The sequence below is a fragment of the Psychromonas sp. SR45-3 genome (genome assembly GCF_014163575.1).
Taxonomy (GTDB): Bacteria; Pseudomonadota; Gammaproteobacteria; order Enterobacterales; family Psychromonadaceae; genus Psychromonas; species Psychromonas arctica.
Map to the genome: position 1 here is coordinate 143,335 of NZ_JACJDP010000003.1, position 13,680 is coordinate 157,014.

Sequence of the window (13,680 nt, forward strand, 5' to 3'; positions counted from 1 at the left end):
AAGGGAGTCGTAATGAATATAAAGCAAGAAATAACTGATCTTAATGTCGAGAAATCTCAACAAGGTTTTTATCAAGGATTTAATCAAATAGTAACTGTCGGTGCTAAGGTACTAATTATAGCTTTAGTATTGTGGGCCGCCGTATATTCCGATGAGGCTGCATACACATTAAGTGGTATTAAAGCTTGGTCATTTACTTATTTGGGGGCTTGGTACATTTATGTAATGGGATTCTTCGTTGTGGCATGTATTGCCTTAGCTGTAACGCCTTCGATAGGTAAAATTAAACTAGGTAAAGCAGATGATAAGCCTGAGTTTTCTAAATTTTCATGGATATCGATGATGTTTGGATCTGGTATTGGTATTGGCATGCTGACGTATGCAACAGCAGAACCTTTATATCACTTTGCAAATAATCCTGACACTATCCAAGGTTTTACGGCCTCTGGTAGCACTGGCAATATTATTGCTTCGATGAAGTGGGCTTTTTTTCATTGGGGGCTGAGTGCTTGGGGCTGTTATGCAATTATTGGTGTATGTCTTGCTTATTTTAGTTACAACAAAGGCTTTCCTTTAACGATACGCTCAGCGTTGATACCGTTATTTGGTCGTAAGCTTGAAGGGGCTGTCGGGCATGCCGTTGATATATTTGCGGTTATTGCTACCGTATTAGGTGTTGCTGTGACAGTAGGTTTTGGAGTAAGCCAATATGCATCCGGCATCTATGAAGTATTTGGTTGGAATTGGTTATTAAATGCCGATAAATCACCTTCGACTCAGGGAATGCTTTTTGCACTGTGTATCGTTATGTCATTATCTATAGTGTCTGCAGCTTCAGGAGTAGGGAGAGGAATTAAATGGTTGTCAAACATCAATATGTGGTTGTCAGCGGCATTAATTACTTTCTTTATAATCTTTGGTGCAACAGTTTTGTCTTTCACTTCTTTGACTCAAGGTTTAGTTGCTTATGCTCTTGACTTGCCTTCGTTATTATTTACTTATTGGGCGCCTTCTGAGGTCGAACCTATGAAAGGACTTAATGCTTGGCAGTCTGGTTGGTGGACGATCTTTATATGGGCTTGGTGGATAGGTTTTGCTCCTTTTGTAGGTTTATTCTTAGCACGTATATCAAAAGGAAGAACTATTAGAGAGTTTATTTTAGGAGCAATGTTGATCCCTACTCTTGTAGCTTGTGTATGGTTTGCAGTATTAGGTAGCACTGCTATTAACTTGGAACTTACCGGCGTAGCCGATGGAAGCATTAGTAGTGCTGGTCAAGAAGCTCAATTGTTTATGATGTTGAAGTTACTGGTATCTGACACCATTTATCCGATAATGACTTCGTTGATTTTAATACTGTTAACAACCTTTTTGGTAACATCAGCTGACTCAGCTATATTGTGCGTGAATACAATTAACTCTGTTGGAGTGATGCCTAATAAAAGTAAAACACACATTGTAATTTGGGGAGTAATGTTTTCAGCTGTAATAGGTGTATTGCTGATTTCTGGTGGTTTAGGAGCAATTAAGTCTGCTGTGATCATCGCTGCCGTCCCATTCTCTATTATTATGGCGTTGATGGTAGTATCACTAGCTATTTCGTTATTCAAAGATCGCTTATCTATTATCGAATTACAAAAAACAGTATCTCAATAAGTTGTCTCTAAGTAACTTGGGTCGGTAGAAATGGCCCAATTTTTAGTAATTAAACAATTTCTGCTATCCAGAATGATTCGTAACAAGAATTTAATAGCTCACTTCGGTGAGCTTTTTTGTATCTGCTAAAGGTGAAATAAAGCAATTATATGTATATAAATAACTTAAGAGTTGGGGGGCGTTCTTTGTTTTATCTATTCAATAATTACAACCTTTTAACTCATAATAGTGCTCGAAGCGAAGTAGAAAAATGAACCATCTAAATTCAAATTAGTAGCCATAATCAGGGAAACATTACATATTGATTATTGTAATGTTTCTTGTTTATCCTTTCATATGGTTGAATTATTTGTACTTTGGCACCATGAAGTTTTAAGTCGCCAACTTTTAGTCTTCACCTATAAAATTCTTACTGATGTATATTGGCATCACTTCCTAACATATTGAGTAAATTGTGAATAATACCTCTGTAGATAATACTGCTGTTGATGACACCTTAAATCCCAAAGAAAAGCTTAAAGCTTTTAATAGCTTATTACCTATATTTTCTTTTATAAAACCTTATAAATTAATGCTCGCACTGGCATTGTTTGCTTTATTGGTGACCGCTGCTGTTAATTTGTCGTTAGGACAAGCAGTAAAATTTGTCATTGATAATGGTTTTATTGCCGGCTCAGAGCAACAGTTACAAGAGGCGATTTTAGGCTTGGTTTTTTTGATTAGTTTATTGGCGGTCGGTACTTTTAGTCGTTTTTATTTAATGTCATGGTTAGGTGAACGAGTCAGTGCTGACATTAGAAAGGCTGTTTTTGCCCGCATCGTTACTTTGCATCCCAGTTATTTTGAAGAAAATAGAAGCGGCGAATTAATGTCTCGCTTAACAACGGACACCGCATTATTACAGTCAATAATCGGCTCTTCATTTTCTATGTCGTTACGTAGTTTATTATTATTGATTGGCGGTTTGGTGATGTTATTTGTCACCAACTTAAAACTGTCTTTAGTGGTTGTGGTGGCTGTTCCTTTTATTTTAATCCCGATGATAGTTTACGGCCGAAAAGTGAGATCGTTAGCGGAAAGTTCGCAGGGGGCGATTGCAGATATTGGTACGTATGCTGGCGAAATAATTCAAAATATTAAAGTCGTACAAAGTTATACGCATGAAGCCAGAGAGCAGGTTGCTTTTGGCCATGAAGTTGAGAAAGCCTTTATTGTCGCAAAGAACAGGGTAAAACAACGTTCTATTTTGATTGCCATTGTCATCTTTCTAACCTTTGCAACCATTAGCGCTATGTTGTGGGTTGGAGGTATGGACGTGTTATCAGGCAAGATGACGGGTGGTGAATTAGGAGCATTTGTTTTTTACGCGATAATGGTGGCGATGTCGGTGGCGACAATTGCAGAGGTTTATGGTGAACTTCAACGTGCAGCGGGGTCAGCAACACGTTTGCTCGATTTATTAAAAGTAGAGAGCGATATAAAACAACCAAGCCAACCTAGCACCATAAAAGTACAAGCATCATCTGCTATCAGTTTTGAACAGGTCAACTTTTCTTATCCTTCTCGGCCAGATTCGCCCGCATTACATGATATTAACTTAGTCATTGCAACGGGAAAAACGGTCGCTTTAGTAGGGCCCTCTGGCGCAGGTAAAACAACCCTATTTGAACTGTTACAACGATTTTATGACCCGCAGCAAGGTCAAATAAAGTTTAATGAAACTGATATTACCCAACTTCGATTAACAGATTTACGTGATGCGATGGGAATGGTGCCGCAGCAGCCAATATTATTTAGCTCCGATGTATGGCACAACATACGTTACGGTAATCCACAGGCAACAGATGCTGAAGTCATCGATGCCGCAAAACGTGCCCATGCCGATGAGTTTATTAATCAATTGCCACAGGGTTATGGCAGTTTTTTAGGTGAACAAGGTGTGCGTTTGTCCGGCGGACAAAAACAGCGAATTGCCTTAGCACGCGCTATTTTAAAAGATCCTAATGTATTATTGCTAGATGAAGCGACTAGCTCTTTAGATGCGCAAAGTGAAAGCCATGTACAAGCCGCACTGAATGATTTAATGGAAAATAGAACCACACTTATTATTGCACATCGTTTATCCACGGTGATAGATGCGGATTTAATTGTAGTCATGGATAAAGGCAGGATTGTTGACACTGGCGATCACCATTCGTTATTAAACAGTTCCGCATTATATAAAAAGTTGTGTGAGTTACAGTTTGATAAAGTGACCGGTCAGGTTTGATATTTTAAAAGTGAAAGGGGAGTTAATCATTAGACAGCGTCTATTATTACTCCACTAACAGTCTTAGTGGGATATTTAGTGCCTTATTTTCTAATGGCAAAAGGGCACTAAATAGGTTAAAAAATCACTTTAATATTGGCTTAAGGTTAATTGTTATAAGTTTTGTAATTGCGCTATCAACCATTTATGAATTGGGCTGTTGTTAGTGCGTAGGTGCCATGCCGCTATTACTTTAAATGTAGGAGGCTGTGCTGCTATTTTTAATTGTTTAACTTTGCTGTTTGGTAATAACCTAGCAGGGTAAAACGCCAACATATCGGTAGTATGAAGGATATCTGGCACTGCTGAAAAACTTGGTACCGACATAACAATATTGCGTTTTAGCCCTTGGCTTTCAAACCATTGATCATGTGACCCTCGTAAATTAGCTCTTGAAGGCGATACCACCAATTGTGCATGCTGTGCAAATTGCGCCAAGCTTAATGGCTCGGTGTAAATATTGTTGTCTATACCGGTAATACATAAATGCTGCTCTTCAAATAAAGTGACATAAGCAAGATTGTCTGGGATGAATTCCGGAAAGCTAATCAGCAAATCAAGCTCGCCTGCCGTGATCAGCTGATTAACATTATCGGAAGCAAAATCGCGCACTATTAACTTTAAACCGGGGGCTTCGCGACGGGTAATATTAAATAACTGCGGCAGTAAAGCCTGCGTGGCGTAATCGGTTGCGCTTATGGTGAACACACCTTTGTAGGTTTGCGGGCTAAACTGCTCGGGCTCTAATAAAGATGTTAATTGCTTTAAAATTTGATTAACAGGATCTCTAAGCCCTTGTGCTTTAGGAGTCGCAACCATGCTATTGCCCTGACGAATAAACAAAGGGTCTTCAAATAAATCTCGTAGCTTTCGTAATTGCTCACTAATAGCTTGTTGGGTTAAGCCCATTTTTCGCGCTACTTGCGACAGGTTTTGCAGCTCTAATAAGCTACTGAGTACCCTTAACTGTTTTATATCGAGTCGATTAATACCATTCATAGTTGTATGCTGTACAAAAAAGTGTTGTTTCAAATTGTATCGTTAAATCTCTATGCTGCCAATCTTGCTTAACCACTATTTAAGCCTTTGTTTGCTTTATAAGAGAATTTAAAATGAAATCAGAATTAGTTAATACCGACCCTTTATTTTCATCAATTGAGCTTGGTCCTTTTACGCTTAAAAATCGTATAGTGATGCCGCCGCTTACTCGTTCTCGAAGTACACAACCTGGCAATATCCCTAATCAATTAATGGCAGAGTATTATGCACAGCGCGCATCGGCTGGATTTATGGTGACCGAAGGCACACAAATAGAACCTCGTGGCCAAGGTTATGCTTGGACTCCTGGTATTCATAGTGCAGAACAAGTACAAGGATGGAAGAAAGTAACAAAAGCCGTACATGATAAAGGCGGCATTATTTTTGCTCAGCTTTGGCATGTAGGTCGTGTCTCACACACCACGCTACAACCTAATTCAGAGAAACCTGTTGGCCCTTCAGATCTTGTGGCTGACAACGTCAGTGTATTTATTGAAACGGGTCCTGGTCAAGGTGCATTGGCAGAGCCAAGTGAACCTCGTGCACTAACAACAGCCGAGGTTGGCGAACTAGTAAACATGTATGCGCAAGCTGCACGTAATGCACTTGAAGCAGGCTTTGATGGTGTAGAGTTACATTGCGCTAATGGTTATTTAGTCAATCAGTTTATTTCAGAGCATACAAATAAACGTGACGATCAATATGGTGGTACGCTTGCTAATCGTTTACGCTTTTTAAAAGAGATTGTTGAAGCAGTAAGTGAGGTTGTTGGCGCTAATCGTTTAGGTGTACGTTTTGCTCCTTTATTTGAAAGCACAGATGAGGAGCGCGTTTATTTAGGGCTCGTTGAGTCAAACCCTCATGATACTTATATACAAGCCGTTAAATTGCTTGAGCAAGCGGGCATTGCTTATTTATCCATTGCTGAGGCAGATTGGGAAAACGCCCCCGATTTACCACAAGCATTTTATGAAGCAGTAAGAGCAGAGTTTTCAGGACGCATTATATACGCTGGTAAATACACGATTGAAAAAGCGGTAAACGTACTTGCTAAAGGTTATGGTGACTTATTTGCATTTGGTCGCCCGTTTATTGCTAACCCAGATTTGCCAGAGCGTATCGCAAATAATTGGCCACTCAATAAAGCCGATGCAGCTACTATGTATGGCGGTACAGAAGTCGGTTATAGCGATTATTCGTTTTATCAAAAGTAGCTAATCTATAAAGCCAAGGAAGGCTTGATTGTAGCGGCTAAGTCATATTAGTCATCAATTGATAGGTTGTTTAAGTTGCCAGCTGCAAGTTACATAGGTGCTTAAGTTGCTTAAGTTATTTAAGTTACAAGTTGCATAGGTTGTCTAATTTGCTTAACTTGCTTAGAGGGCGTTACTACCAGCAGGGCAAAACCTTGCTTTCATTTTACACTTAATGCTCGCTCGCAAAGGCGTGCATTGGCCTTAGCAAAAAGGCTAACGTTATGCTAAATAAGTCAGAATAATCACTAAGTTTATCTGCTTTTTTTATTCTCTGTTGGAGTGTCAGGTTGCTGCTCGGCCCGAAGTGCTTTTTGCGCGCGTTCATCAAGTGGTACACAGCAACGTTTATTTTCTGGGGTTAATCCCATTTCATCTAACCAGTCACAATAGTGTTGCCACGCTTTTTTTATTATGTTCATAAACCCTCGGTTTGTATTAATAACCTAGTTTCTCGCTGTACATATAATACCGCGTTATTACATTCAAAAATGAATAAATGACGATTATATTTTATGTTACCTGCTCTAGGCCCGTTTGTGGTGGCAAAATGATGTTGGTCGCTAGTTTGTAGTTTCTAACTCGCAATGGGGCACAAAGTGAGTTAGAAATATTATATAATCTTGTCAATAAGTCATTTCTTAGACGGATTTTTATATGTTTATGTACAGAGTCGAAATAAGTCCGTATTCCTGATGTTAATACCTAATTATTCTGCCGATTCACGGAAAATTCGAGCAAAGAATACCGTTATGTATAGGTAGCTAAAAATTTCAGCTACCATAAGCCTATCGGCTAATGCTGCCCAACTTGATATGCTCCAGCTTCAAAACCAAAAGATTTCACTAAACGATTCCAAGAGTTAATTTGCATTATCGCTAGTGTTAAATTAGCTATTTCATCTTGCTTAAAATATTGGCTAAGTTTGTCAAACTTTTGTTGTCTATTTTTATTTTCTTCATCGTTGAGCAAGCTGACAGATTCAACCCATGCTAGTAGTGATTTCTCCGTATCACTATAAAAATCAACATCCCGCCATGTTAATGAAGAATAAATACGAAGCTCAGTCTCCCCTGCAGCAAATGCCTCTTTAAAGTGCATCTCAGTACAGTAAGCGCATTTATTTAATGTTGATACGTAATATTGCAGTATTTCCATAAATGATTTTTCAATAATATTTAAGCTAGTGAGGTATTGCTCTGTTTTTATCATGCAATTCATTAAGGGTTTTGGTACGTTTTCATAAGGTATTCTTGGCATATTGTTCTCTCTAGTATGTTTGGAAAAATACATTCTACTTATTGCGTAAAAAGATAGAACCCGTACTATATAACGAATAGTTTTGCACATAACGCAAAGGTTGAAATGCTAAAGTTGACTCGTGTTTTTATAAAAGTGGTTGAGTTGGGGAGTTTCTCTAAGGCGGCTAAAGTATTAAATATGGCTCCATCATCGGTAACTCGGTGTATTGATAAACTTGAGGATGAATTAGGCGTTACATTATTAAAACGAAGCACTAGGCAGCTTTTGTTAACCGACAAAGGGGCTATATTCTTAAATGGTTCGAATAAGTTGGTTTCTGACAGTGATCATTTGCTAATGTCTCTGTCTAATCAAAGTATGGAGCCTAAAGGTAACTTAAGAATATCTACATTTGAAAGTTTTGGTCGATTAAATATTTGTCCTTTAATACCTGAGTTTTTAGATCGATACCCTAATATCAATATTGAAATAGAATTAGACAATAAGATAGTTGATCTTGGGGGCGAGAATATTGATTTAGCTATTCGTATAGGTATTCCTGAAGACTCTAGTTTAAAATCTCGAAAGTTACTGTCTAACCATACGCATATTTGTGCATCCCCTGATTACTTGTCAAAACACGATAATATAGATCAACCTCAAGATCTATCATTTCATAATTGCTTATTGTTAAATCAACAACGACAAAGAACTTATTGGTATTTTAAAAATGCTAATCGCAATGTAAAAGTACCCGTCAATGGGAATTTAAAGTCAAAGGGGGGAACGCCATTATTGGAGGCTGCTTTACACGGGCTTGGTGTTGCTCAGCTAGCTAGCTGGATGGTTATTGACTTTGTAAAGAGTGGAGATCTTGTTATCTGTCTTAAAGATTGGGAGCCACTTCTTAATGAAAACTCTAATGGTAATATATATGCAATTTATAAACACAATCCCTATCCAAACCCCAACATTAGGTTGTTTATAGATTATTTAATTGTTAAGTTAAACTCGCAATAATTATCGTGTTTTTGCTATGAGTTTTAGATGAATAAAGAGCTTTATCTGCACAGGTTAATAATTCATTTGCAAGGTCATTTATTTTTAGATCTGTGACCTTTTATTTTACCAGTCCAATACATAAAGAGCTGGACACCCGAGCCTTTTTGACGGTACAAGGTCCTAAAGTAGACTCAGCTAGCTGCTAACATGTTTTTCTTAAATACAGTTTATGTCCAATCTTTCCTTAATAGATGTGATTACTTGTGCGCGTAAATATCAGAGAGCCTGAGTTAGCTACTCAATGAGAGCTCGTACATAAGTAAGCGCTTTATTCTTAGTTACTAGTTTTATCATTGACACAGGGGACTCCACATAAGTTGTTCCCTTTACAAAACTTTTAACGCAGAAATCGCTTGTTTTAAGCAGTAGGATTGATCAGTTACTTAGTGGAATTGGTATAACCATTAAATAACTATCATATGTTCAGTTAATCGCGTTTTCTACCTATCCGAGTTATGCACTTGTTTTTTAAGTCTAAGTAACATGGGTATATCATCAGATAGTGTTTTTATTTGCTGTGTTCTCAGCCAAAATATTGGATAATATGGTAAAGATATATTATTGATGGAGAAAATGTGATGGGTAAAAAAATGACCATGGCGGAGATTTCAAAAAAACTTGGGATCTCAACAATGACCGTGTCACGTTACTTTAATGACGGTTATGTCTCGGCTGAGAATCGCCTTAACATTGATGCTATCGTCAAAGAAAGTCATTATACCCCTAATATATTTGCTCGCTCAATTCGTAGCCAATCTAATATTATTGGTTTCGTTGCCCCTCGAATTGAATCATATACAACGAGTTTAGTGATTAAAGGGGCACTGGCTGCGGCGAATGAATCACAAGTCCGAATGCTGTTTCATGCCACAGGGTTTAGCCATGAGTCAGAATGCCAAGCCGTTAGAGAGTTTAATGGCTTAAATGCATTGGGCACTATTATTATTGCTTCAAAGCGCAGTGTCGAAGAGCCTTTTTATCAAACCTTAGATAATGTGTTATTTATTGGTAAAAACACCCCCCATCATTGCTGTTTATATTACCCTGAACAAGCCGCGATTAAAGCGTTAGTCTCACAAACCATTACTCAGTTAAAACAGCAGCAGGCACCGCTCGAAGCCATACATTATGTTTATGATGACCGCATGCTATCAAGCCGTACTAAATTGATGCAAGAAACCATTACTGACACGATACCAGAGCTGAATTTTTCGTTGCAAGCATTGGCTGATTCAGAGCAAAAAATCGAATACCAAGAAATTCAATTACAGCCCAATAATGTCTATTTTTGTGCCACCGATAATATTGCCATTCGTTTATATCGCCGCGCCAAAGAACAGCAATTAAAAATTGGTCATAACCTATGGATTATAGGCATAGGGGATTATGACTACAGTGATTTATTAGTACCAAGTCTTAGTACCGTTGCTTTTAATTATTATCAAGTGGGCTACCAAGCCGTTAAAAAAATGATTAAGCTTGATTTCAGTTCAGCTGAAGGCCAATTCGATATAAAAATCAGAGAAAGCTCACAGTTTATTTAAAAACGTATTGCATCCAATTAAATTCAATTTCATCATATGTGTTAACGATAACACATTCAAGATTGAATAGATGAAACACACCAATAATATTCACTTAAAACCACTTGCGTGGTGGAAAAAAGCGACTGCTTACCAAATTTATCCCCGTAGTTTTTATGATACAAACCAAGATGGTATTGGTGATATTGAGGGGATTATTGCCAAGCTGGATTACCTTGCTGATTTGGGTATTGATTTATTATGGATTTGTCCATTTTATGAATCACCGAATGATGATAACGGTTACGATATTAGTGACTATCAAGCAATTCATCCTGACTTTGGAACCCTTGAGGATGTCGACCGATTAATCAGTGCCGCTCATGATCGTGGCATTCGTATTATTATGGATTTAGTGATCAACCACACTAGCGATGAGCATCCATGGTTCATTGAATCTCGTAAAAGTAAAGATAGTCCTAAACGTGATTGGTATATTTGGCGTGATGGTTGTGAGCCTACAGCTGAAAAGCCGACTCGCGATCCCAATAACTGGGAAAGTATTTTTCATGGTAGTGCATGGGAGTATGATGCCAAAACTGCACAATACTACCTGCACCTATTTTCTAAAAAGCAGCCCGATCTTAATTGGGAAAACCCTGAGGTTAAACAAGCATTATTTAACATGATTCATTGGTGGTTGGCTCGTGGTATTGATGGTTTCCGTGTGGATGCTATTAGCCATATTCAGAAACAAGCAGGTTTACCTTCTTTACCCAATCCAAAGGGTGAAAATTATGTTTCTTCATTTGACTATCACATGAATGTTGAAGGTATTGATAAGCCTCTCTATGAGCTAAGAGATCAGGCATTTTCACCCTTTGATATTGTTACCGTTGGTGAGGCAAACGGGGTCGCTGCAGAAAACGCATTAACTTGGGTTGCCGAAGCCAACGAACATGATCAAGGCGGTGTTTTTAATATGATTTTTCAGTTTGAACACATGAAATTATGGTCGGAAGAGCAAAGTCGCGAGCGTTTTGATTTAGTGGGATTTAAACAAATTTTATCGCATTGGCAAAATGCATTAGAAGGCAAAGGCTGGAACGCACTTTATCTAGAGAATCACGATCAAGCCCGTAGTATTGATACCTTTGCTCATCCTGATTATTGGTATGGTAGTGCTACCGCTTTAGCAAGTTGTTATTTTTTAATGAAAGGCACCCCGTTTATTTATCAGGGCCAAGAGATCGGCATGGTAAATCGTCAGTTTACATCTCTTAACGACTTTAATGATGTGTCTGCTAGAAATTTAATTCAAAAGTTAAAGCAACAAGGACAAACCGACGACAATATCTTGGCGTTGTTAAATCAAGTATCCCGTGATCATAGTCGTTTACCAATGCAATGGAATGACCACGCTTTTGCTGGTTTTTCTGAGGTGCCGCCTTGGTTTGCTGTGAATCCAAATTACACCGATATCAATGTTGAACAACAACAGCAAGATCCAAACTCGATTTTGAATTTTTATAAGCAGTTAATTGCTCTGCGTAAATCAAATGAAAGTTTGGTGGTTGGTCGTTATCAATTGTTGCTGCCTGACGATCCTAATATCTATGCTTATCAACGCATTGCTCAAGATATGACATGGACCATTATTACCAATTTAAATGCACAAGAGAGCATCGTTAATATCGACACTGCACAATTAGGAGCGTTAATGCTTGATAACCAAACTATCAATAATGAACACATTCGGTCGGATTTTATAACCACGCAAATAGCCCCCGCTTATGCAGCGTATATATTTGTAAGAAAACATTAAATTATATTTATGGCAGGGCGTTGATGACGTTTACCTGCATTTCAACCAAGGAATTAGTTATGAGTAAATTACTATCATTTGATTTTTGGCAAAGATTTGGAAAATCACTTATCGTTGTTATCGCGGTGATGCCAGCAGCCGGTATTATGATTTCATTAGGTAAAGTCGTCGCAATGTATGCTGGTGGGTTCGGTGCTATTGAAACACTAGGCCATATTATGGAAAATATTGGTTGGGGAATTATTGTTAACCTGCACCTGTTATTTGCTGTCGCTATTGGTGGTTCGTGGGCAAAAGAGCGTGCGGGAGGTGCATTTGCTGCGCTCATTGCTTTCATATTAATTAACCGTATCACCGGGGTTATATTGGGCGTAAATAACGATATGCTGAGTGATCCTCATGCGATTGTGATGAGTTTATTTGGAACTGAGCTGCCTGTCTCTCAATTTTTTACTAATATTTTAGGCGCTCCAGCGCTAAATATGGGTGTTTTTATCGGCATTATGTCCGGCTATTTAGGTGCCAACTTATATAACCGTTACTATGATTTCTCTCGGTTACCTGAGGCATTAGCATTTTTTAACGGTAAGCGTTTTGTGCCTTTTATGGTTATTTTCTATTCGGTGATCATTGCACTTGGTTTATCGATAGTATGGCCTTTAATTCAAGGTGCACTCAATGATTTTGGTCAATGGATTGCAACCTCTAAAGACAGTGCGCCCATCACAGCTCCTTTCTTGTATGGTACGTTAGAGCGTTTATTACTGCCGTTTGGTTTACATCACACCTTAACAATTCCAATGAATTACACAGAGTTGGGTGGTTCTTATGAGCTTTTGACTGGGGCTAGTGCGGGTTCAAGTGTTTATGGTCAAGATCCATTATGGCTTGCTTGGATAAGTGATTTGAATAATCTTAAATTAACCGATCCGGCAACTTACCAGCATTTATTGGATACTGTGCATCCAGCACGTTTTAAAGCGGGGCAGGTAATTATAGCAGCGTCATCATTGATTGGGATTGGGCTTGCGATGTATCACTGTGTTGATAATGATAAACGTAAGCAATATAAACCGATGTTTTTATCCGCTGGTCTTGCGGTGTTATTAACGGGCGTGACTGAACCTATTGAATTCATGTTTATGTTCATTGCTCCCGTTTTGTATGTTGCACACGCGGTGTTAACAGGCATTGCATTTGCATTGGTGGATGTTATGGATCTACGAGTACATGCCTTTGGTTTGATTGAATTACTCACTCGTATACCAATGATGATTTCAGCGGGCATAGGAGGTGATTTAATTCGTTTCGCGTTGGTGTGTATTGTTTTCTTTGTCGTTAACTATGCGCTGTTCCGTTTGCTCATTGTGAAGTTTCATTTACCAACACCAGGGCGTAAGGGTAACTATCTAGATGAAAATGCAGAAGCTATGTCGCAAGATGACAAGCTTGACATTATTATTCAAAATTTAGGGGGGCGTGGCAATATTACTGAGATTGATGCTTGTATGACTCGCTTGCGTATTACGGTTAATGATCCGCTATTGGTTGCTGAATACTCGTTATGGAAATCCACGGGAGCACTTGGATTAGTGGTTAAAGAACAGGGTGTACAAGCTATTTATGGTCCTGGAGTGGATGTGATTAAATCTAGGTTACTTGCTAAGTTTTCAGAGCAACCTGCGTAATTCATTCTCTATATTAGTTGTGAACAACAAGCGAACAATATCGATAAACGCAGCCTTGAAGCTGCGTTTCTATCTCAGTACATTA

10 protein-coding genes are annotated in these 13,680 nt (G+C 38.5%); 7 read left to right on the forward strand and 3 right to left on the reverse strand.

Annotated elements, in window-relative coordinates; all coding sequences use genetic code 11:
• The first annotated feature begins 12 nt into the window (after positions 1 to 12).
• Both H5084_RS03165 and H5084_RS03170 read left to right on the forward strand, forming a co-directional pair.
• Entirely contained in the window at positions 13 to 1,656 is a 1,644-nt protein-coding gene (locus H5084_RS03165) for a BCCT family transporter (RefSeq protein WP_182689506.1), read from the forward strand.
• Between the two features lie 541 nt (positions 1,657 to 2,197).
• A complete protein-coding gene (locus H5084_RS03170) occupies positions 2,198 to 3,925 on the forward strand; it encodes an ABC transporter transmembrane domain-containing protein (RefSeq protein WP_409077625.1) in 1,728 nt (575 codons plus the stop codon).
• A gap of 153 nt (positions 3,926 to 4,078) precedes the next feature.
• On the opposite strand, the gene H5084_RS03175 is transcribed toward H5084_RS03170, so the two are convergent.
• A complete protein-coding gene (locus tag H5084_RS03175) occupies positions 4,079 to 4,996 on the reverse strand; it encodes a LysR family transcriptional regulator (RefSeq protein ID WP_220485884.1) in 918 nt (305 codons plus the stop codon).
• A gap of 80 nt (positions 4,997 to 5,076) precedes the next feature.
• Between H5084_RS03175 and H5084_RS03180 the strand changes: the two genes are divergently transcribed.
• A complete protein-coding gene (locus tag H5084_RS03180; RefSeq protein WP_182689508.1) occupies positions 5,077 to 6,216 on the forward strand; it encodes an alkene reductase in 1,140 nt (379 codons plus the stop codon).
• Positions 6,217 to 6,509: 293 nt separating this feature from the next.
• Here the strand turns inward: H5084_RS03180 and H5084_RS03185 are convergent, their stop codons facing one another.
• Together H5084_RS03185 and H5084_RS03190 are read right to left on the reverse strand one after the other, a co-directional pair.
• Positions 6,510 to 6,677, reverse strand: coding sequence for a hypothetical protein (locus H5084_RS03185; protein WP_169727653.1), 168 nt, complete (start codon positions 6,675 to 6,677; stop codon positions 6,510 to 6,512).
• 373 nt (positions 6,678 to 7,050) lie between these two features.
• Positions 7,051 to 7,515 carry a carboxymuconolactone decarboxylase family protein gene (locus H5084_RS03190; protein ID WP_259396668.1) on the reverse strand — a complete coding sequence of 155 codons (465 nt, stop codon included), beginning with the start codon at positions 7,513 to 7,515 and terminating at the stop codon, positions 7,051 to 7,053.
• Between the two features lie 105 nt (positions 7,516 to 7,620).
• Here H5084_RS03190 and H5084_RS03195 point away from each other — a divergent pair, with 105 nt between their 5' ends.
• From H5084_RS03195 to H5084_RS03210, 4 genes are all read left to right on the forward strand, one after another.
• Positions 7,621 to 8,517, forward strand: coding sequence for a LysR family transcriptional regulator (locus H5084_RS03195; RefSeq protein WP_182689509.1), 897 nt, complete (start codon positions 7,621 to 7,623; stop codon positions 8,515 to 8,517).
• 620 nt (positions 8,518 to 9,137) lie between these two features.
• Positions 9,138 to 10,103, forward strand: a complete 966-nt coding sequence (locus H5084_RS03200; RefSeq protein ID WP_182689555.1) for a LacI family DNA-binding transcriptional regulator — start codon at positions 9,138 to 9,140, stop codon at positions 10,101 to 10,103.
• A 70-nt stretch (positions 10,104 to 10,173) separates the two neighbouring features.
• Positions 10,174 to 11,907, forward strand: coding sequence for an alpha-glucosidase (locus H5084_RS03205; RefSeq protein WP_182689510.1), 1,734 nt, complete (start codon positions 10,174 to 10,176; stop codon positions 11,905 to 11,907).
• Positions 11,908 to 11,966: 59 nt separating this feature from the next.
• Positions 11,967 to 13,595 (forward strand): PTS transporter subunit IIBC, encoded by a 1,629-nt coding sequence (locus tag H5084_RS03210; protein WP_028868902.1) that lies wholly within the window; start codon positions 11,967 to 11,969, stop codon positions 13,593 to 13,595.
• Positions 13,596 to 13,680: the final 85 nt, after the last annotated feature.

Bases quoted from the DNA above. Each gene is read 5' to 3' on its own strand.
- H5084_RS03195 (WP_182689509.1), top strand. From the start codon at position 7,621: ATGCTAAAGTTGACTCGTGTTTTTATAAAAGTGGTTGAGTTGGGGAGT.
- H5084_RS03190 (WP_259396668.1), bottom strand. From the start codon at position 7,515: ATGCCAAGAATACCTTATGAAAACGTACCAAAACCCTTAATGAATTGC.
- H5084_RS03180 (WP_182689508.1), top strand. From the start codon at position 5,077: ATGAAATCAGAATTAGTTAATACCGACCCTTTATTTTCATCAATTGAG.
- H5084_RS03200 (WP_182689555.1), top strand. From the start codon at position 9,138: ATGGGTAAAAAAATGACCATGGCGGAGATTTCAAAAAAACTTGGGATC.
- H5084_RS03165 (WP_182689506.1), top strand. From the start codon at position 13: ATGAATATAAAGCAAGAAATAACTGATCTTAATGTCGAGAAATCTCAA.
- H5084_RS03205 (WP_182689510.1), top strand. From the start codon at position 10,174: ATGAAACACACCAATAATATTCACTTAAAACCACTTGCGTGGTGGAAA.
- H5084_RS03185 (WP_169727653.1), bottom strand. From the start codon at position 6,677: ATGAACATAATAAAAAAAGCGTGGCAACACTATTGTGACTGGTTAGAT.
- H5084_RS03210 (WP_028868902.1), top strand. From the start codon at position 11,967: ATGAGTAAATTACTATCATTTGATTTTTGGCAAAGATTTGGAAAATCA.